Annotated in this window: 18 protein-coding genes and 1 riboswitch; of the genes, 10 read left to right on the top strand and 8 right to left on the bottom strand. The window is 39.8% G+C overall.

Annotation, left to right across the window (positions count from 1 at the left end; translation table 11 throughout):
* Position 1 precedes the first annotated feature (1 nt).
* Positions 2-1,036: a FecCD family ABC transporter permease gene (locus ACFQZJ_RS09805; RefSeq protein WP_379934207.1), complete on the bottom strand. Its 1,035-nt coding sequence runs from the start codon at positions 1,034-1,036 to the stop codon at positions 2-4.
* Positions 1,033-2,190, bottom strand: a complete 1,158-nt coding sequence (locus tag ACFQZJ_RS09800; RefSeq protein ID WP_379934205.1) for an ABC transporter substrate-binding protein — start codon at positions 2,188-2,190, stop codon at positions 1,033-1,035. Before ACFQZJ_RS09800 ends, ACFQZJ_RS09805 begins: the two co-directional genes overlap by 4 nt.
* Positions 2,191-2,284: 94 nt before the next feature.
* Between ACFQZJ_RS09800 and ACFQZJ_RS09795 the strand changes: the two genes are divergently transcribed.
* The 3 genes from ACFQZJ_RS09795 to ACFQZJ_RS09785 all read left to right on the top strand — a co-directional run bounded on the left by ACFQZJ_RS09795 (position 2,285) and on the right by ACFQZJ_RS09785 (position 6,020).
* Entirely contained in the window at positions 2,285-2,410 is a 126-nt protein-coding gene (locus ACFQZJ_RS09795) for a hypothetical protein (RefSeq protein WP_379934203.1), read from the top strand.
* Positions 2,411-2,450: 40 nt separating this feature from the next.
* Positions 2,451-2,745, top strand: a riboswitch (cobalamin riboswitch).
* 30 nt (positions 2,746-2,775) lie between these two features.
* Positions 2,776-4,605, top strand: coding sequence for a TonB-dependent receptor plug domain-containing protein (locus ACFQZJ_RS09790; RefSeq protein WP_379934201.1), 1,830 nt, complete (start codon positions 2,776-2,778; stop codon positions 4,603-4,605).
* Positions 4,606-4,607: 2 nt separating this feature from the next.
* Positions 4,608-6,020: a YncE family protein gene (locus ACFQZJ_RS09785; protein WP_379934199.1), complete on the top strand. Its 1,413-nt coding sequence runs from the start codon at positions 4,608-4,610 to the stop codon at positions 6,018-6,020.
* A gap of 75 nt (positions 6,021-6,095) precedes the next feature.
* Here ACFQZJ_RS09785 and ACFQZJ_RS09780 read toward each other — a convergent pair whose 3' ends face one another.
* Positions 6,096-7,553, bottom strand: a complete 1,458-nt coding sequence (locus ACFQZJ_RS09780; RefSeq protein ID WP_379934198.1) for a S41 family peptidase — start codon at positions 7,551-7,553, stop codon at positions 6,096-6,098.
* Between the two features lie 56 nt (positions 7,554-7,609).
* Positions 7,610-9,151 carry a S41 family peptidase gene (locus ACFQZJ_RS09775; RefSeq protein ID WP_379934196.1) on the bottom strand — a complete coding sequence of 514 codons (1,542 nt, stop codon included), beginning with the start codon at positions 9,149-9,151 and terminating at the stop codon, positions 7,610-7,612.
* Positions 9,152-9,372: 221 nt separating this feature from the next.
* On the opposite strand from ACFQZJ_RS09775, the gene ACFQZJ_RS09770 reads away from it, so the two are divergent.
* The 6 genes from ACFQZJ_RS09770 (at position 9,373) to ACFQZJ_RS09745 (ending at position 13,228) form a co-directional block, all read left to right on the top strand.
* The gene (locus ACFQZJ_RS09770) at positions 9,373-9,882 is read left to right on the top strand and encodes an RNA polymerase sigma factor (protein ID WP_379934195.1); all 510 of its coding nucleotides are present in this window, start codon (positions 9,373-9,375) and stop codon (positions 9,880-9,882) included.
* Positions 9,869-10,306, top strand: a complete 438-nt coding sequence (locus ACFQZJ_RS09765; protein WP_379934194.1) for a hypothetical protein — start codon at positions 9,869-9,871, stop codon at positions 10,304-10,306. Before ACFQZJ_RS09770 ends, ACFQZJ_RS09765 begins: the two co-directional genes overlap by 14 nt.
* 24 nt (positions 10,307-10,330) lie before the next feature.
* Positions 10,331-10,885 carry a DUF4252 domain-containing protein gene (locus ACFQZJ_RS09760; RefSeq protein WP_379934193.1) on the top strand — a complete coding sequence of 185 codons (555 nt, stop codon included), beginning with the start codon at positions 10,331-10,333 and terminating at the stop codon, positions 10,883-10,885.
* A gap of 217 nt (positions 10,886-11,102) precedes the next feature.
* Positions 11,103-11,642 carry a DUF4252 domain-containing protein gene (locus ACFQZJ_RS09755; protein WP_379934192.1) on the top strand — a complete coding sequence of 180 codons (540 nt, stop codon included), beginning with the start codon at positions 11,103-11,105 and terminating at the stop codon, positions 11,640-11,642.
* 88 nt (positions 11,643-11,730) lie between these two features.
* Positions 11,731-12,270, top strand: a complete 540-nt coding sequence (locus ACFQZJ_RS09750; RefSeq protein WP_379934191.1) for a DUF4252 domain-containing protein — start codon at positions 11,731-11,733, stop codon at positions 12,268-12,270.
* Between the two features lie 154 nt (positions 12,271-12,424).
* Complete coding sequence (locus ACFQZJ_RS09745; protein WP_379934190.1) at positions 12,425-13,228, top strand: mechanosensitive ion channel family protein; 804 nt, start codon at positions 12,425-12,427, stop codon at positions 13,226-13,228.
* 198 nt (positions 13,229-13,426) lie between these two features.
* On the opposite strand, the gene purB is transcribed toward ACFQZJ_RS09745, so the two are convergent.
* The 3 genes from purB to ACFQZJ_RS09730 all read right to left on the bottom strand — a co-directional run bounded on the left by purB (position 13,427) and on the right by ACFQZJ_RS09730 (position 16,594).
* Positions 13,427-14,770 (bottom strand): adenylosuccinate lyase, encoded by a 1,344-nt coding sequence (purB, locus tag ACFQZJ_RS09740; RefSeq protein WP_379934188.1) that lies wholly within the window; start codon positions 14,768-14,770, stop codon positions 13,427-13,429.
* A 108-nt stretch (positions 14,771-14,878) separates the two neighbouring features.
* On the bottom strand, positions 14,879-15,445 hold the full coding sequence (locus tag ACFQZJ_RS09735; RefSeq protein ID WP_379934187.1) for an adenylosuccinate lyase: 567 nt from the start codon (positions 15,443-15,445) through the stop codon (positions 14,879-14,881).
* Between the two features lie 456 nt (positions 15,446-15,901).
* Positions 15,902-16,594: an SIR2 family NAD-dependent protein deacylase gene (locus tag ACFQZJ_RS09730; RefSeq protein ID WP_379934186.1), complete on the bottom strand. Its 693-nt coding sequence runs from the start codon at positions 16,592-16,594 to the stop codon at positions 15,902-15,904.
* A gap of 46 nt (positions 16,595-16,640) precedes the next feature.
* Here ACFQZJ_RS09730 and ACFQZJ_RS09725 point away from each other — a divergent pair, with 46 nt between their 5' ends.
* Positions 16,641-17,297 carry a TrmH family RNA methyltransferase gene (locus ACFQZJ_RS09725; protein ID WP_379934185.1) on the top strand — a complete coding sequence of 219 codons (657 nt, stop codon included), beginning with the start codon at positions 16,641-16,643 and terminating at the stop codon, positions 17,295-17,297.
* 85 nt (positions 17,298-17,382) lie between these two features.
* On the opposite strand, the gene ACFQZJ_RS09720 is transcribed toward ACFQZJ_RS09725, so the two are convergent.
* Positions 17,383-19,074 (bottom strand): alpha-amylase family glycosyl hydrolase, encoded by a 1,692-nt coding sequence (locus ACFQZJ_RS09720; protein WP_379934183.1) that lies wholly within the window; start codon positions 19,072-19,074, stop codon positions 17,383-17,385.
* Between the last annotated feature and the right edge of the window lie 100 nt (positions 19,075-19,174).

Below are 19,174 nucleotides of genomic sequence, written 5' to 3'. Positions count from 1 at the left end.
ATCAAAAAATCATTTTACGTTTTCGTACCAAGAGCCAAATAACGACTGGTGCCCCAATAATAGAGGTAATCGCGTTTATGGGAAGTACACTGGCGGAGTTTGGTAGTTGGGCGATAGTGTCACAAAGCAGCATTAGAACGGCACCGTATAAAAATACGGCCGGCAGTAAAACACGGTGGTCCATAGTCTTGAAAAGTTGGCGGGTCAAATGGGGCACCGCAAGTCCCACAAAAGCTATAGGGCCGGCAAATGCGGTGATACCGCCGGCCAACAATCCGGTAGCGATTATTATCAATAATCTAGATTTTTTTAGTCCTACGCCCAAACTCTTGGCATAATTCTCGCCCAATAAAAAGGAGTTTAAGCTTTTAAGGGATAAGACGCTGATAAGAAGTCCTATGGTGACGATCAAGCTTAACAAGAGCACTTGGGACCATGACAAACTACCTACAGATCCGTAGGACCAAAATATAAAGCGTTGTAATTGTTCCGCATCGGAAAAATAGGCCAGAACACTAACGATGGCCGCGGTAATACTCCCGAACATCAGTCCGATAATCAATAGCGCCATGGTATCGCGCACACGGTTGGCTACCATCGTCACCACGGCCAACACCAAAAAACTACCAACGCTCGAAGCTATTGCCAACGAAATATCACTTATAACATCAAATACCACAAAACCGGACAATAACGAACCACCCATAAGTAATAGTGCGGCTCCCAGACTTGCGCCCGAGCTTATTCCGAGAACAAAGGGTCCTGCTAAAGGATTCCGGAACAAGGTCTGCATTAAGAGTCCGCTTACGGCCAAGCCACCACCTACCCAAATAGCCGTTATGGCTTTGGGTAAACGATAATTCAGTATAATATATCCCCAAGATGGTGTGTCCAGATTCCCTCCGAACAAGGCTTTTAGCGTAGCTCCGAATGGGATGGATACACTTCCTGAACTTACATTCAACAGCATAGCGAACACTAGCGCAAAAACAAGTGCGATAAACCAAAGACGGTATGAAGTTTTACCTAAATTCATTTTAGAGGTTGAAAAAAGAAGAGATCATGCTCCGGGAGTAATTCTGGATGAAAAATATTGACCAAATCTTTTAAGACGATATCCGGTCTTTGTGGGCCAAGTTCATAATATAGCAAACCTCCGGTAGGGCCTGTTGTGGCAGAAAAAGTATGGATTTTTTCATTTTTAAAGGCTTCGAATTCAGCATAGTGGATGTTTGCCTCGGACATTTCTTCGTACGCTTTAAACTGGGCTGGAGAAACCCAAAAATCTGCTGCCTGTCCTTTTTCCAAGACGGACTCCAAACTTAGGGACAGGCTTCCAGTTCCCTTTGTGTCGGACCAGAGGTAGTCTGCATTTGCATCCCTTATAAATTGGGCGGCCCAACTTTCCCCGGCAGGCAAGTACCAAATATCCTTGTATAGCGCACCACTGAGTACAGTGGGTTGTTTAGCGGCTTTTTTGGCGAGCTCTTTTATGCTTTTGTAATCAGATTCGATTTCTTGGAACATCTTCTCTGCTTGTTCCTGCTTGTTTAAAAGTACCCCGAAAAACTTTATCCATTCCGCTTTGCCCAACGGGGTCTGTTCTGTCCAGTCTCCGTTAAACAAGATGGGGATACCGGCTTTTTGAAGTAGTTTGTAGGCGGCATTGTTATTGTCCATCGCAAAGCCGATTATGACATCGGGCTGCATTTCTAGCACCATTTCGGTATTCAAAGTTTCGTTTTTCCCCAACTCCTTTATTTTTCCCTCGGAAATCAGTTGTCTCGCCGGCATGGAAGAAATGTACTGGGTATCCGGAAATCCCTTTAATTTTTCCAATCCGCCTAAAGCTTCTAAAGCGGGAATATGTGTGGTAGAGGTCACTACAATATTTTCTATCGGGGTACCAATGATCGCGTCATAACCTTTAAAATCATCCGGGTTTGCCACCAGTTCCGATTTTGGGATAAAAGCGTAGGTAAAGCTCTGTTCTGCATTTGGCCAAGGTTCGGTAACGGTGACTACAGGGTATGCACCAGTATTATCTATTCGAAACCCCAATGCATGGCTAACCGTGGTTTGCTGTTCTTTTATAACACTTGAGTGCGATTTTTTATCTTCCTTACAAGAAACCGATGTAAGTAGGTAAATAGCGCAAATAAAAAGAGAAATACGTTTCAAACGATCCATAATATTAGCAAGAAAATACTTTATTTAACTGCAAAGTAACAAAAGTCATTTTTGATGGGTCCTAGATGTGATAGTTTTGTTCAAAACAAAAATTATGCGAGGCGATTCTAACACACTTATTTATAGCATTGGCGCAATTATCCTTTTACATTTTGTAGTTGGTTTTATCTGGCTTGCCGTTAAAATGACCAAGAAAAAAGATGATAACGTAAATAATTAAGTTACTTTCGCTTTGAATTTAGGTTTGACACGGTTGTTTCTTGTACTGAAGGAAGTTCAGCACGACTGCGTCAATTAAAAGGGAATCCGGTGCTTTGAAATATGAAGTTTGGATGTAGAGGTTCGATTAAGAATAATGTCGTGCCTTTATTTCGAATTTCATTGTCAAAAATTCCGGAGCTGTTCCCGCAACTGTAAACATATACCAAGTATAAATTGGTATCCCGTATTGTAATATGGGTTGTCCTTTCTTCATACCACTGTCCAGCATAATAGGATGGGAAGGTTAAGGAACAAATTGTAAGCCAGGAGACCTGCCGAATTCATAACATAATATTGGAAACTTTCGGGATAAAAGTTCGAATCATGAAAAGTCTAAGGTACACCATACTGTTCCTAATGTCCGCTATGTGGCAGATTTATGCCCAAGATATGCCTTTGCAGCTCTTGGAGGAAGTTGTGGTATCCGATTCCAGGCTGGAACGTTATGCCGATGGGCACAAAGTCACCGTTTTAAAAGACAGTGTCATAAAGCGGAACGGGCTTTTTTTGACAGCACTGCTCAATTTTAACTCCAATATCTACTTTAAGGAAAATGGATTGGGAATGGTTTCATCCCCTGCATTTCGTGGAACCAATGCATCCCATACAGCCGTTATTTGGAACGGTATCAATATTAACTCGCAACTTACTGGACAAACAGATTTTAACACCATTAATCCGTTTAATTACAGTTCTGTAGGCATTCGTAGTGGTGGTGGAAGCGTGCAGTTTGGCAGCGGGGCCATTGGCGGTTCCGTGCATTTAAACAACGATTTAAAATTCGAAAAACACATAAATCATCAGGTATTTACGGGGTATGGTAGTTTTGACACCCGGAGCATCAATTACAGTACAAGCTTTGGAAGCGAAAAATGGTCCAGTACCGTTGGTGTCAATTATAACAGTTCGGATAACGATTACCGCTACTTGGAGACCGATGCTAGGAACATCAATGGCGAATTTGAACACGTAAACTTGAACGCGAATGCGGGCTACATACTAAACGATAAAAATAGCCTTCGATTATACCATCAGAGTTTTATCGGGGACCGTAACCTATCCGGTAATTTGGTAGCGGTGGGTCGCAGTCGGTTTAAAGATAATCAGCATAGGACGCAACTAGAATGGGTCAATTTTTTTAAAAGTGGTGTAGGACGCTTAAAGTTGGCGTATCTGCATGAAGATTTTAAGTATTTTGAAAACAAGGATTCCGACACGTTTTCCGAAGGCAAAGTAACCACGCTCTTGGCACGCTACGCTGTGGATTTAGAGCTATCCAAATCTTTTCGACTTAATTCCTATATAGAATACAATAATTTTAGGGCACTAGGAAGTAATTTTGATGCACCCCAGCGTAACGATGCAGCGGTAACGGCAGTCCTTAAACATACTGTTAATAACAAAACGCGATACAATTTTAGTTTAAGACAGGATGTGTCGTCCGACTTTAACGCTCCTTTGGTTTTTGCATGGGACGGGAGTTTCGATATTGGAAAAAACTATCGGGTACAGTTGAACGGCTCACGTAATTTTCGAATGCCAACGTTCAACGATTTATACTGGACGCCGGGGGGTAATCTAAATCTTGTTCCCGAGCAATCCTATCAAGTGGACTTGGGTCATAGGCTTCGATGGGATAGCCTGACTTTTAAATTGAACACTTATTACATTCAAACGGAGAATATGATTCGTTGGCTTCCTAATGTGAACGGGTTTTGGTCGCCCAATAATGTAGATGAAGTCCGGATATATGGTTTGGAAAGTGAGGTAGCTTTTCAAAAATCCATTGGAGAGAATCAGCTTATCCGTCTAAACGGAAACTACGCGTATACTGTATCTGAGGACAAAGCAAGTGGTGTACAACTAATCTATGTTCCCTTTCACAGGGCAAATGCATCAATAGCCTATAGCATTGCTAATCTCGGTGTGTTCTATCAGCACCTTTACAATGGCTCGGTTTCCATTATTGGCGGCGAGTTGGACGGCTACCAAGTGGCTAATGCCGGTCTAAGCTATACAATCCCTACAAAGCAAAAATTGGAATACCGGATCGGTGTGACGATAAACAATCTCTTTAACACGTATTACGAAAATATCGCCTTACGACCTATGCCAAATAGAAACATTCAAACCCAATTAATTTTAAATTTTTAAAGATGAGAATAAGAAGTATTTTTTTGATGACGGCTTTAGCCGGCTTCGTATTAACAGGATGTACCGATGATGACACGCCCGAAGGTTTTACTACTTTAGAGATTTCCGCTACCCAGCAAACTTTTAGTGAAGGCGACGGAACCGTTCCAGTAACCTTTAGGGCCAGTCAACCATTTTCAAATGATGTGGAATTTACTTACGAAGTAACAGGTACCGCGGTTGCTGGTGAGGACTACGAGTCTTTATCGGGACGGGTATTACTTGCTGCCGGATCGCAGGAAGTAATTCAAAACATTATTTTAATTGATAACGATGAAGTAGCGCCAAGTAAAGAAATGACCATTAATATTACCGGATTGAGCGGTATGGTAGACGGTTCATATAATTTTGGCCTTCCCAGTAGTGCTGTTACGTTGACGATTACGGATAATGACTCCTTTGCTTATGAAAATGGAATTCTGGTGCTAAACGAGGGTAATTTTTTTGCGGGCAATGCCTCCGTTTCATTCATATCTGAAGATTTGGCGAATACCAGCAATGCTATTTTTGCCGAAAACAACGATATGCCCTTAGGGGATGTTGCCCAAAGTATGGCCTTCCATGAAGATTTGGCTTATATTATCGTCAATAACTCACAAAAGATAGAAGTTGTTAACAGATATACCTTTGAATCTGTTGCCACTATTGCAACCGGACTTTTAAACCCACGATATATGGCGTTTTCCAACGGAAAGGGCTATGTTAGCAATTGGGGCGATGGTGCCGATGTTCTGGATGATTTTGTAGCTGTAATCGATTTAAGCACCTACAGTGTGGAGCGTACCTTTTCTGTACCTGAAGGACCGGAATGGGTCTTAGCCAATGCAGACTATGTCTATGTGGCACATCAAGGTGGTTTTGGACAGAATAATATTGTGACTATTATAAATACGAGTACCAATACGGTAGATAGTCCTATTACCGTTGCCAATAGACCTAATTCTATGCAGATAGCGGATGGTTATCTATGGGTGCTTTCCGGTGGTAATCCTTCATGGACAGGAGATGAAACGGCAGGACAACTGGATAAAATAGATTTGGTCTCCAACACGGTTCTTGAAACACTGGAATTTGCACAAACCGAACATCCCGGATTTTTATCGGTAGATAAGGATACGTTGTATTACCTAATGGATGGAAATATTTTTAGCATTGATGTAACGGATGCAAGCTTACCGGCCGCAGCTATTATTTCTGGGGTGGCCTTCTACGACATGACTGTTAACAATGGAATGTTATACGGAGTAGACGCCAAGGATTTTGCAAGTAACGGTTCTTTGGAAATATACGACCTTGCTTCAAATAGCCTTAGCTCATCTTTAGAAGTTTCTGTTATTCCGGGAGCCGTATATTTTAACGGGTCATTTGAGTTTTAAAAGTCTTAATTTAGAGGTACATAAAAAAGGAGCGTGATTTACATGCTCCTTTTTTATGTACTTCATTTCTTGCGTTTAATAATGTGTGTCATCGATCATCCGGTCACTTAAGGGACTGAACAGTTTTGAACTACTCATAATATTTGCAGGCCGTTTGACAGTAAAATCGCGTTTGCCCGTGCTACCCGTTATTTCTTGTATCGCTCTTGCCAATAAAGGTTCGTTTTGGTCTCCTAGAATACCTAGATTCTGTAAATCTTCCTTAAGTTGTATATCGGGAATCAAACCATTTGTAAAATCTGAAAAACCTTCGGCGTTTTCATTACGACCTAGTAAAGGTTGTATGGCCCATTGAACATTTGGATTTATATGATTAATTCGTGAAGGGGTGTACAAATAAGAATTATCCCTATCATCTACCAAGGTCGTAGAAAATTCATTCTTACCCCTGGTAACATCACCGATCTGTATCACATCCATATAAGGTTCTAGGGAGTTGATCAATAATTCACTCGCAGAGGCTGAGCTGGCACTAGTTAACACATATACTTTGCTCAAGTTTAGCGAGTTTATTTCCCTGTTTCCTACTTTGTCGGCAAAATAGACCTCTAATCGTTCCTTGCTAAACTCTGGCTGTAGTTTATCATTGTATCGTTTTCTTAGAAAAAGATTGTCGGTATTTGTATCATATATCATACTGGCCAATAGCCGTGTCGTGTTAACCGAACCGCCGGGGTTGTACCTAAGGTCTATTATAAGATTTGTAATGCCCGCAGTTTTTAGATTTTCAATTGCGGTATACAGGTCATCATCATATTCGTTAGTGAATTGGTTATACATAAGATAGCCTATGTTCTCTCCGTTTATTAAAAAGGATTTTGAGATGAATACCGGATTTTCGGACAATGCTTCTTCCTTGGTGAGAGACACTTCTTTATCGCTGGGAGCTAAGGCACCATCCACAAATTCTGCCATATTTAGCGTATAATCGTTGTTTTCCCCAAAAAGCAATTGGATATAATTATCAAGGTTTAAGGTTTGACCATCGACACCGCTAAACAGTTCCCCTCTTTGAATATCCTTCGTGGCAGCATTAGATCCAGGAACGATATAGCGAACATAGCCAAATAGGTTTTGGCCACTTTGAAAACGGACCAGGCCAAATTCTAGACCGTTACTTCTCGATATTCCGGACAGGGATTGGGTAAGGACCCTATAATCTTCATTATAAAAACTAAAGCGATCCTCTTCAAAAAGCAACCTGTTGTCAAAAAAATCTGCCGGATTTTCCTCTGAAGACAAAAAATTGGTATACGCTTCAATTCCCTCGGGCGTATTTACAAACCGGTCATCAGCCAGATCGGGAACCTGATTTTGCCAGAAATACCAATAGTTCATGGCTTTCCACATAAAATCCTGTACGTCTACATCAGCATCAGGATTTGGGCTCACCGTTCCGGGAATGGAGAAGGGTTCATCCTTGGAACAGGATATAAAAAGTATAATACTAAAGAAATATAGAACTTTTTTCATAAGTAGCGTTAATTGCAATGTGCCGTATCTGTTATAACTACAAATACCGAAAAAAATTATCTAACACTATTTTCTTCCTTTTTGTCAAGATCTATTTTTATTAAACCATCCATAAGGGATAGGTTGTTGTTTCCTTTGAACTGGTAGGAACTCACAAACGTAGGGGCAACCATTGTAGGGGTTAGGTCAAATTTGGCACTCGCCCCGGTAATCTTACTTAGGGCCAGTGCCAAAAGTGGTTCCGATGGGTCTCCCAGCGTTCCTAGATTTACGATATCTTCAGATAGTTCAAATCTTGGAACGAGACCTGAGGTGAAATCTGAGAAACCGTCGGCATTTTCATTTCTTCCCAGCAAGGGTTGAATACCCCATTGGTTGTTTGGATTTATGTTTGCCTCGCGATCTTCGTCATAGAAAAAACTGTTTTCAACATCGTCTACGAACGTAATTGAAAATTCATTTTTGCCACTAGTCGTCTCTCCGATTTGAACAACATCGACGTAAGGAGCCAAACCGTTGATAACAAGTTCACTTGCCGATGCCGTAGCTTCCGTTGTTATGATATGTACCCTTTGTAGGTTTAAAGAATTTAACGGTGTTCCGTCTATCGTGGTGTCCGTGAAGTTTGTTTCTACCTGTGCCGCAGTTAAACCAGACTGTATTTTACTATTATACCTTGCCTTTATAAAAAGGTCATTGGTGTTGGTCCCATAAATAGCGCTTGCAATTTGCACCGCTGAGCTTACCCGTCCACCTCCATTGTACCTAAAATCTAAAATCAATTCGGTTATCCCTTCCGATTTAAAGTTTCCAAACACTGTGTTTAATTGCTCATCGTAAGCGGCTAAAAAGCCGGTGTACATAAGATAACCTATTTTGATACCTTCTTGTTCAATAACTTTGCTAAGTAAAATGGGATTTTCTGCAAAATTCACCACTTTGGTCAATGCAACTTCTTTTCCATTTTCTGTTATCGTGCCATTTTCTACGCTGGCCATTACTAGAGTATAGCTGTCGTCTTCACCGAACAGAAGGTCTATATAATTGTTACGATTTAAGGTTTGGCCATTAACACCGGTAAAAATGTCCCCCCTTCTTATATCTTTTGATGAAGCGTCGGAGTCGTTCGCGATATAGGTCACTACACCGTAAATATCATCACTATCCCTAAAAAGATATAATTGAAACTCAACACCGTTACTTCTAGAAACCCCTTGCAGATTATTTACCAGATCCTTGTAATTTTCAACCGCACCTGAGAAGCGATCTACCGCATTTTCTTCTCCTACCAATCGAATATGGTCATTACAGATTTGATAGAAAAACGCCTCGGGATCCTCTTCGCCAGCTAAAAAATTGGCATAACTTTCTTCGGAATCAAAGCGGTCATCCGCTAAATCGGCTACATCATCTTGCCAAAAGTAAAATGCGTTCATCGCCTGCCACATAAAGTTTTGGGCAGGGAAATCCGCTACTGCGTTAGTGGGCTGTACCTGCTCTTCTTCACGTGTTTCTTCGATAACAGGGCTGTCATCATTTTTGTTACAAGAACCAAAGGCAAGGCCAATGCATAGGAATAGGAATACATACTTTTTCATAGTGTTTTCTTTTTAATGGTTTTCTTTTTCAACAATCGCACCAAACAGGAAAGGATTACTAAAAGAATAAAGACGCAGTTGTTTTATCTACGTAAATCCTTAGCGTTAAGATGTTAAATTTAGGTACATCTTTAAGAAATAAAAATAATTTGTAACAAATTTCGTTGAACTTCGTCTTCATTTTGTAACGCCTTAGGTACATCGTCGAACAACGAACAACTATGAAACAATCGGAATTTTTAAATGTAGTGATGCCTTTTAAGGATAAATTATACCGACTGGCGAAGCGACTTTTAGTATCTAACGAGGAAGCGGAAGATGCTACACAAGAGATTTTAATGAAGTTATGGGCCAAGAAAAACAAGATGGAAGGTTATAAAAGTGTAGAGGCGTTTGCCATGACAATGACCAAAAATTTTTGTTTGGATAGATTAAAGTCCAAACAAGCCGGTAACCTAAAGCTAGTGCATAGTAACTACAGTGATGAAAGTAGCTCGCTACAAACGCAGTTAGAAGCAAAGGACAGTATAAATTGGGTACAGCGGATTATGGATGAATTGCCGGAGCAACAAAAAATGGTCGTACAATTAAGGGATGTGGAGCAGTACGGATACGACGAAATTGAAGCGCTACTGGATATGAGACCAACGGCAATAAGGGTTGCCCTTTCCAGAGCAAGGAAAACGATAAGAGAAAAGTTAACGGAAAAACATAGGTATGGAATTGGATAATATAGAAAAACTGTTGGAAAAATATTTTGAAGCGACCACCACGGTTGCCGAGGAAGAAATCTTAAGAACATATTTTTTAAGTGATGATGTTGCGTCACATTTAGAACAGTATTCCCAGATGTTTCGGTATTTCTCCAATGCCAAGGAAGAACGCTACACCAAGCCGGTAGCGTTAAAAACAAGAACAACGATATACAAATGGGCATCGGTAGCTGCAGTAGTTGTTTTTATGTTGGGGTTTTACTTTACCAGTACCGTTCATACCTCGCCCGAAGATTTAGAAGAAGTATATACCGCGCAAGAAATTGCGGCTGCACAAGAAGCTTTCGCCTTGTTGGCAATGAACTTTAATAAAGGTACCGAACAATTGTACCACTTGGAAGAATTTGAAAAGAGCACAAATAAATTTTTAATCAAAGAATAATACATAACCATTTAATATAATACTATGAAAAAGATACTTGTTGTACTACTATTGGCCATAGCTCCCTATGCTTCACTGGCACAGGATATTTTCGATAAATACGAGGATGACGATAAAGTGACCTTTGTGGCCATGCAGCCAAAAATGTTCCAAATGTTAGCAAAAATGAGTGTGAATTCGGACGACCCCGAAGCGCAGGAGTTCTTTGACCTTGTAAATTCGATTACCAGTTTCAAGGTAATTACTACAGAAGATGCACTAATTACCAAAGATGTTGATGGCTGGGTTACCAATCGCTTAAAAACATCCTCTTTTGAAGAATTGATGCGGATACGGGACGGAGGCTCCAATGTGAAATTTTATGTAAAAGAAGGTAAAGACTCGGATCATGTAAAGGAACTTTTAATGTTTGTAACCGGAATGAAGGATATGGACATAGACCTTAACGGAAGGAAGATAGAAACGGTACTACTTTCGTTAACCGGAGATATAAATTTGAAATCCGTTTCCAAGCTCACCGATAAAATGGATCTTCCCGGCGGTGATCAGCTAGGCAAGGCCTCTAAAAAAGGAAACTAAAAGGGAAAAGTTGCAGAATTACCCAATAATCTGCATCCAATGTACAATAGTGGGTAAAAATAGAAAATTGGTCACGGGCAATAATTGCAAAATACAAGAACCCATGGCAAAAGGCTAGGGACCAATAGCCAACAGCCATTATAAACAGGAGTATAAATTCATCAATCTATAAATCAATCTTCCCTAAAATTAAAGGAAGTACTTAAAAACAACAATCATGAAAAAATTAGCAGTAGTATTCTTAATCGCATTAGTACCAGTATTTGGTTTCTCACAATCCATCTTTGACAAGTATGAAGACATGGATAATGTAGGCTCTGTAATCATCAACAAAGGACTTATAGAATTGGTCTCCAATATTGGTGATATGAGCGATGATCCCGAAGCAAAGGAGTTTATAGAAGTAGCCAGTGGTCTTAACGGTGTAAAGGTTTTTATGACCGAGGATTCCAAGGTATCCCTTGACATGGCTAAAACAGTAAAAAAATATCTGAAGTCTTCTAAACTAGAAGAGTTAATGCGGGTGAAGGATAAAGATGTGAACGTAAAATTTTATGTTCGAGAGGGTAAAAAGAAAGATCATGTAACCGAATTATTGATGTTCGTTTCGGGGCTCGAAAATACTGAAATTGGAAACCACGGCAGAAAATTGGAAACTGTTTTGGTAAGTTTAACGGGGAATATCGATTTGAACAAAATAGGAACCCTTACCAATAAAATGAATCTGCCAAAAGAATTAAAGGATGCAGGCAAATAATAAAAGAATCTAAAGAACTCCCTATAGTCCTAAGGTGTACCTTAGGACTATGGGTTCTTTTCTGTAATAACCATAATGAAAAAAGACGATGAAAAAATTAGTTAGATGCGTATTGCTAATAGCATTGATAGTACTTTCCTCTTGTTCTTCTCAACAAAGTCTCCAAGAATACTATATTGACAATACCGAGAATCCAGATTTTTTAGCTTTTGATATTCCCGCCAGCATATTGAACCTAGATGCGGTAGAACTGGATAAGGAACAAAAAATAGCCTACGAATCCCTTAAAAAATTAAATGTTTTGGCATTTAAAAAAACATTGGACAATGCCGCTGCTTACAAGGCCGAGAAAATCAAGGTAAAAGCAATTTTGGCCAATGATGACTATGAGGAACTTATGAAAATGAATACAGGTTTTGGCGGTGCAAGCATACAGTTTAAAGGAGCGGACGATGCCATAGATGAGGTTATTATTTTCGGGGATAATAAAGACAAAGGATTCGCTTTGGTACGTGTTTTAGGAAAAGATATGAATCCTGCACATTTTGTTCAATTGATACAGGCACTGGAACAATCTGATTTTAATGGAGCGGAACTTGGGGATTTAGGAGCGTTTTTTAAAGGATAGTGTTTTTATCCTTTAGTGTTTAAGACCTATTGCAGAACAAATGCAATAGGTTTTTTTGTTAGGTCCGTAGTTTTATGTTTTAAAAAAGTGACCTTCTGTTTATATTCGTGTCATAAGTTAAAGAACAAATAATATTAAAACCTAGAAAACTATTATGGAAAATTTATCGATGGAAACAATTATGGGCTACGTAGAAAGCTACGGTGTTCCTTTATTAAAGGCAATTTTAATATACCTTATCGGTTCTTGGATTATTAAAAAAATAACCAAGGCCGTGAAAAAGATTATGGCAAAAGGGTCTTATGACGAGTCCCTACAGAAATTTTTAGTAAACCTTGTTTCTTGGGCGCTAAAGATTTTCTTGATTATTACGGTAATATCCACTTTAGGGGTAGAAACTACGAGTTTAGCCGCTGTTATTGCCGCTGCCGGTTTGGCGGTCGGTTTAGCTTTGCAGGGCTCTTTGTCCAACTTCGCGGGCGGTGTGCTTTTAATGATTTTTAAGCCCTATAAGATAGGCGATTTAATCGAAGCACAGGATTCTCTTGGTGTTGTAAAAGAGATAGAGATTTTTACGACCAAGCTAGTTTCCCCGGATAATAAATTGGTAATCGTTCCCAACGGAGCTATGGCCAATGGAAACATAACGAATTACACCGCAGAAGGTAAGATTAGGGTAGATACGGTTATTGGCGTTGGATACGGTGAGGATATTAAAAAGACCAAAGACGTTTTAATGGAAGTATTGACTTCTAACGAATTGGTTTTAAAGGATCCTGCACCTTCTGTAAACGTTATGGAGTTGGCAGATAGTTCCGTAAACTTTGCAGTGCGGCCGTTCTGTAAACCAGAGCACTATTGGGATGTGTATTTTGCTACGTATGAAAACTGTAAATTGGCATTGGATAAAGCAGGTATCGAAATTCCCTACCCGCACGAAGTACAGATCAACAAATAAGAAGTTTACTTCACTTTAAACACAAAAGACCGCAATTTCGCGGTCTTTTTTTGTAATTGTTCAGTTATAGCCTAGCTGTGTAGGCTCTGATATGCTAAAGTAAACTACCTCGAGAGCAAGTTAAGGAGTAGGTCTTAAGTAATGAACTTTTGACTTTGGAGCAAGCCCTCGTGGAAATATGCCTTTTGGCGGTGCCAATTAAATTCCTGTATAATTACTTGGGGTAATCTGTTTTAGCTCTGTTTTGATCGCTTCTGAAACGGCTAATGTATCTATGAAATTTGCAATGCTATGTTGATTTATTATTTCATTGGTACGGGTAAGTCCCTTTAGTGCCTCGTATGGATTGGGATAGCCTTCGCGCCTTAAGATTGTTTGTATGGCCTCGGCGACTACGGCCCAATTATTTTCCAGATCCTGCTCAAATTTTTCCTTGTTCAATAATAATTTGTTCAAACCTTTCAAGGTAGCTTGAAACGCAATGATCGTATGCGCAAACGGAACCCCAACATTTCTTAGCACCGTACTATCGGTTAAATCACGTTGTAGTCTTGATACCGGTAATTTGGCCGATAAATGTTCAAAAATGGCATTTGCCATACCAATATTCCCCTCGGAGTTTTCAAAATCGATAGGATTTACTTTGTGGGGCATTGCCGAGGAACCGACTTCCCCTGCCTTTATTTTTTGCTTAAAGTAATCCATGGAAACATAGGTCCAGAAATCACGGTCCAAATCAAGGATAATGGTGTTGATACGTTTTAGGGTATCAAAAAGAGCAGCTATATGGTCGTAATGCTCAATTTGTGTGGTTGGGAACGAATGCTGCAAGCCTAATTTTTCTTGCACAAAACTACCGCCAAAGGCTTTCCAGTCAATTTGTGGATAGGCTACTTTATGAGCGTTAAAATTACCTGTAGCCCCGCCAAATTTAGCCGCACTGGGAATATCGTTTAGTAGATTAAATTGTTCTTTTAGCCGTGTTACAAAGACCGAAATTTCCTTTCCTAAACGCGTAGGTGATGCAGGCTGGCCGTGCGTTCTTGCAAGCATAGGAATGTTAGACCATTCTGTTGACAATTCCTCTAGCTTTTCCAATACCTCAAAATAGTGCGGTACATAAACCTCGTTCATCGCTTCCTTGATAGAAAGTGGAATCGCCGTGTTATTAATGTCCTGAGAGGTAAGCCCAAAATGTATAAACTCCTTAAATGCCGATAAACCAAGAGTGTCAAAGGCTTTTTTGATAAAGTACTCAACTGCCTTAACATCATGGTTGGTCGTTTTTTCTATGTCCTTGATGTCCTGGGCGTCCTTTGCATCAAAATTGGTGTAGATTTCCCTTAAAGCACTAAACTTTTTGTGATCAAAAGCGGATAGTTGAGGTAGGGGAATCTCGCATAATGCGATAAAGTATTCTATTTCTACCTGTACCCTATATTTTATTAAGGCTTCTTCCGAAAAGTAGGGAGCAAGGCTAGCAACTTTGTTTCTATAGCGACCGTCAATAGGGGATATGGCATTTAGTTGGTTCAGGGTCATACTCGTAGTATTGGTTCGTATTTAAGCACGCAAAGATACTTATTACCAACGCGGTTTAAAAGAACAGGGAGGAAGACTTTAATAAAAGGAGACAATTTTCAGTACTAATTAGGCTGAACCAATTTTTTTTAACACCATTCTTGCCCTTGCCTTATATGCGGCGCTTCCTGTATGATAATTTTGTTCCAAAAGAATTTTGAGTTCCGGATGGATCCATGCAAAGGTTTTTCCTAATAACTGCAAGGTTGTCATCGAATAGGCCTGGGCTGCTACTTTATGGTCTCCTATAAGCCAATCAAAACACGCTGTGGTAATGCGTTCTAAATGTTTTTTATTGAGGTGTTGTTGGCTTTTATTAGGCGTTTTAGCATAGTACGAAATAATAAGTAGTTCGCAGATTTTAGCAATGGGTCTAATAGAGGAATCTAGCTGTACCTTAGGCAGTAGTAGCGTAAATTCATCCAAATAAGGATAGAGCAGGTCTTTGTTTTTGCGAACCACACACTCCAAAATCCAGCTTGCGCGACAACTGATCACATCTTCTACGCGTAAAATTATAGATAGAAGGGTCAAAATTAAACTAGGGTTGTCCAATATAAACGTGGCCATTGTTCCGCGCTGTTCTCTAGTATGGTTTGTGTATTCGAGTTTTTTGTATAGTTCTTCTTCCGTCATTTTAGCTTTTACAGGATTTTTATCAAAAGTTGGGTAGACGACCCATCATATTGTTTTATGTTTTACGCTTTTTGAAAACTGTTACCTTTTTTATGGTGTAATTTTTGAGCCTATCTTTTCTAGGTGAGGTTTAAAACCCCTGCATTTTTAATGTAGCTGCTCAAATTTATTTAAACATTTTCGCATTTTTAGTTATTGATTAATGGGTTGTTCTGTAATTCCAAATAAATAACCGAATAGCCTAAATTAAACCAATAAGCATTTGCAATTTAATTGTTTCATTGGCACCGCCAAAGGGTTTGATACTCCGAGGCTTGCCTCGAAATTAAAAATCGTTTTCTTATTTAATGCCTCGTGGGCTTGCCCCGTAGTTTACTAAAATCTATGAATATTCAATCCATAGCGGTCTAGTTTGCACTATTTTATATTTTGAATAAACAAACTACAAGCTTAGACTTATACGTTTTCATTTATCAGTTTGTCTACTAATGTTGGAAGTCCGTCAGTGGCACTTTTTGCAATAATGGTCAAGTGTTTCCTACGCTGTTCCGATATGGAAGGTTTTGGGTCGATAAAATAGATAGGAATCTCCCTAGAGACAAAATCTATTAAACCCGCAGCAGGGTATACTTGCATAGAAGTGCCTATTATGATCAGGATTTCTGCTTGTTCCGTGATTTGGATGGCTTTGTCCATCATCGGGACAGCCTCTCCGAACCAAACGATATGAGGTCTCATTTGATATCCTTTTTCACAAACATCGCCAAGCAATATGTCTTTGGACCATGGGACCGAACCGCTGTTCGTACGCGTACTTCGCGCTTTAAGGAGTTCTCCATGTAAGTGCAATACATTTTTACTTCCGGCCCTTTCATGTAGGTCGTCTACGTTCTGTGTAATAATATCCACTTTAAATTTTGTTTCCAAAGAGACCAGCGCTCTATGCGCCGCGTTTGGCCTTACTTGTAGCAGTTGCTTACGTCTTTGGTTATAAAACTCCAGTACCAAAGCAGGGTTTCTGGCAAAACCTTCTGGGGTGGCAACTTCCATAACATCGTGTCCCTCCCACAAACCATTGGCATCCCTAAAGGTTTTTAAACCGCTATCTGCACTTACTCCCGCTCCGGTTAAAACTACAATACGCTTCATTTACGCTATTTTGCTTTAAAAATATACTTTTTATTATCTTGGTTTTATGGAAGAAGCAAAACTTTTGGATTATTTAGAGGATTTCATTTCCGAAGAACGGCGAGAACGTTTTATTTCCGTGCTTGCCAACCGTACCAAGTTTATTACCGTTGCCCTTGAAGATGTGTTTCAAATGCACAATACCAGTGCCGTAATCCGTAGTTGTGATGTTTTTGGGATACAGGAGGCACACCTGATTCAAAACCGTAATGCAAATGAACTCGACAAGAACATTGCCATGGGTGCCCAACAGTGGGTAGATGTGTACAGGTATAAGGATACCACGGATTGTATTACGGCCTTAAAAACGAAAGGTTATAAAATTATAGCGACAACGCCACATGATAATTCTTTGCTATTGCATGATTTTGAGGTCGATGAGAAAATAGCCTTGTTTTTTGGAACGGAGCGAGATGGTCTAACCCAAGCTGTTTTGGAACAGGCAGACGGATTTCTTAAAATTCCCATGAAAGGTTTTACGGAAAGTTTAAATATATCTGTTGCCGCAGCTATTATTCTACAAAATTTAAGTACTAAGTTGATGCAAACGAAAGTACCTTGGCAACTCACAGAAGCCGAGAAACTGGAAAAACGCTTGGAATGGACCAAAAAGTCGATTAAAAGTATCGATAAAATTTTGGAGCGTTATCACACTAAAGCTTGATTGTTGTTAATACTGGAATATAGCCTTTGAGCGTTTTACAATAGTGAGACTTAATACTCATGCATAAATATTTCCAATGGCATGATTACTCCCTTAATTCCAATAAAGCAATATCAAAATCATTTTCCAGAACTACCTCTCCATTGGTTACCAAAACCTCGGTATTGGAATAGGTGTCGTACAACGTTGTACCGTCACCAAAAAAACCTTTTACGGTCAGTGACTTTTTACCTTTAGGGAGGTCCAGTCCTACCACAACTTTATCCTTATAATCTTCCTTACTATAGGTTCGGCTGAACACATAAGGTTTTTTAGATAGTCTCTTGTGCTTTCCTGCTCCTATGGCCGGGTGGTTGTTCCTGAATTTCCCTAATTTTTGCCAATGGTCCAAAGTTGTTTTTGTCTTTGCCGAAGTTTCCAGTTCTTCCCAGTTCATAAAAGAGCGTAAGGTTGCATCACCTTGTGTGCTGTCTATGACAAGACTCCTAGCCGTCTCATCCCCGTAGTATACTTGTGATGCGCCAGGGGTCAACAAAAGAACGTTAGCCGCTCGTATAGGGTCTGTTCGTTTTTGGTCAAAGGGTTGCCCATCGTCATGCGAGGTCAAGTAATTAACAACGCTTTTATTTTTTAGTTTGGTATGAAGTAGTTTATTGTATTTGCTAAAAATAGCATCATAGTCTTTTACTGCGTCGTTTTTAAGTTCAAAATTTATAAGACTATGAAAACCGTGGTCAAAATAATCCACTTTTTTATCGCCAAAGTCAAATTCCCTTCCGCCAGAAATTCCGTAGTTATACACTTCGCCAACCATGTAAAACGGTGTGTCGTCCAAAATGGTGTTTGGGTGCTTCTTCTTCCATGTTTCAAAGGCATAGGAAGCCTCCTTGTACAATTCTGTCCATGCATTTTCGTTCACATGTTTTACCGTATCCACTCTAAAACCGTCTACCCCGAATTCATGAACATAATCCGTGAGCCATTTTATAATGTAGAACCTGGGCGCCCTTGGATAACCTGTTCTGTCAAAAAACAATTGAAGTTCGTCCAATTCTTCACTCAATCTGCCCTCTTGTTTCCATTTTGCCAATAAGGCATCGGGTAACACGACCGGCTTGTCCGAAGCGGTTAGGATATCCGGTAAGTTATCCACTAAGGTACAATTAGTGGTGTTTTCATAGGTAGTAAACTCACAGGTAGGGTCGGTAATAACCCATTCCTTTGGCCATACAGGATCTTTATCGGTCACCGGACCGGTATGGTTCAACACTACATCCAACAGCACTCTAATACCTTTGTCATGAGCTGTTTTCACTAATTTTGCAAGATTCTCCTTGGTGCCAAAATTTGGGTCTATAGCGGTCCAATCTTTTGCCCAATATCCATGATAGCCATAGGTGTTCCCTGTAGTTTCGTCGGTATCTCCATGTATTTGTTCCACTATTGGCGTAAACCAGATCGCGTTAATACCCAAATCGGTAAAATAGCCGTCCTCTATTTTTTTTGTTATACCTTCAATATCGCCACCCATGAAACCTCTTAGCTTTCCGGTAGGGTTGTTACGGTCATAGTTGATATCGTTATTTGGGTTTCCGTTGTTAAACCTATCGGTAAGTAAAAAATAGATATTTGCCCCGTCCCAGTCAAAAGAAGCTTTTTTATCGGGAGCGATGATAGTGTCTTTAACTGCCAAGGCTTCATCTTTCGGTTGCCTTTTTTCGGTTTTACAGGAAGATATAATTAAAATAAGGCCAAGTAGGGCAAGCAGGTGTTTCATAAATCATCTATTTGCTCTAAAGCTATAAAATGCAAATGGAACCTAAAAATTTTATTTTTATACGACAATGGTGTTTTAAAACCGATAGAAGTACATTTTG

Source organism: Maribacter chungangensis, assembly GCF_042676845.1.
GTDB lineage: Bacteria > Bacteroidota > Bacteroidia > Flavobacteriales > Flavobacteriaceae > Maribacter > Maribacter chungangensis.
The sequence above is the reverse complement of the archived record's forward strand: the minus strand, read 5'-3'. Positions and strand labels throughout refer to the sequence as shown.

Bases quoted from the DNA above. Each gene is read 5' to 3' on its own strand.
- ACFQZJ_RS09775 (WP_379934196.1), bottom strand. From the start codon at position 9,151: ATGAAAAAGTATGTATTCCTATTCCTATGCATTGGCCTTGCCTTTGGT.
- ACFQZJ_RS09755 (WP_379934192.1), top strand. From the start codon at position 11,103: ATGAAAAAATTAGCAGTAGTATTCTTAATCGCATTAGTACCAGTATTT.
- ACFQZJ_RS09745 (WP_379934190.1), top strand. From the start codon at position 12,425: ATGGAAAATTTATCGATGGAAACAATTATGGGCTACGTAGAAAGCTAC.
- ACFQZJ_RS09780 (WP_379934198.1), bottom strand. From the start codon at position 7,553: ATGAAAAAAGTTCTATATTTCTTTAGTATTATACTTTTTATATCCTGT.
- ACFQZJ_RS09785 (WP_379934199.1), top strand. From the start codon at position 4,608: ATGAGAATAAGAAGTATTTTTTTGATGACGGCTTTAGCCGGCTTCGTA.
- ACFQZJ_RS09730 (WP_379934186.1), bottom strand. From the start codon at position 16,594: ATGAAGCGTATTGTAGTTTTAACCGGAGCGGGAGTAAGTGCAGATAGC.
- ACFQZJ_RS09765 (WP_379934194.1), top strand. From the start codon at position 9,869: ATGGAATTGGATAATATAGAAAAACTGTTGGAAAAATATTTTGAAGCG.
- ACFQZJ_RS09725 (WP_379934185.1), top strand. From the start codon at position 16,641: ATGGAAGAAGCAAAACTTTTGGATTATTTAGAGGATTTCATTTCCGAA.
- ACFQZJ_RS09800 (WP_379934205.1), bottom strand. From the start codon at position 2,190: ATGGATCGTTTGAAACGTATTTCTCTTTTTATTTGCGCTATTTACCTA.
- ACFQZJ_RS09790 (WP_379934201.1), top strand. From the start codon at position 2,776: ATGAAAAGTCTAAGGTACACCATACTGTTCCTAATGTCCGCTATGTGG.
- purB (WP_379934188.1), bottom strand. From the start codon at position 14,770: ATGACCCTGAACCAACTAAATGCCATATCCCCTATTGACGGTCGCTAT.
- ACFQZJ_RS09735 (WP_379934187.1), bottom strand. From the start codon at position 15,445: ATGACGGAAGAAGAACTATACAAAAAACTCGAATACACAAACCATACT.
- ACFQZJ_RS09795 (WP_379934203.1), top strand. From the start codon at position 2,285: ATGCGAGGCGATTCTAACACACTTATTTATAGCATTGGCGCAATTATC.
- ACFQZJ_RS09760 (WP_379934193.1), top strand. From the start codon at position 10,331: ATGAAAAAGATACTTGTTGTACTACTATTGGCCATAGCTCCCTATGCT.
- ACFQZJ_RS09805 (WP_379934207.1), bottom strand. From the start codon at position 1,036: ATGAATTTAGGTAAAACTTCATACCGTCTTTGGTTTATCGCACTTGTT.
- ACFQZJ_RS09750 (WP_379934191.1), top strand. From the start codon at position 11,731: ATGAAAAAATTAGTTAGATGCGTATTGCTAATAGCATTGATAGTACTT.
- ACFQZJ_RS09770 (WP_379934195.1), top strand. From the start codon at position 9,373: ATGAAACAATCGGAATTTTTAAATGTAGTGATGCCTTTTAAGGATAAA.
- ACFQZJ_RS09720 (WP_379934183.1), bottom strand. From the start codon at position 19,074: ATGAAACACCTGCTTGCCCTACTTGGCCTTATTTTAATTATATCTTCC.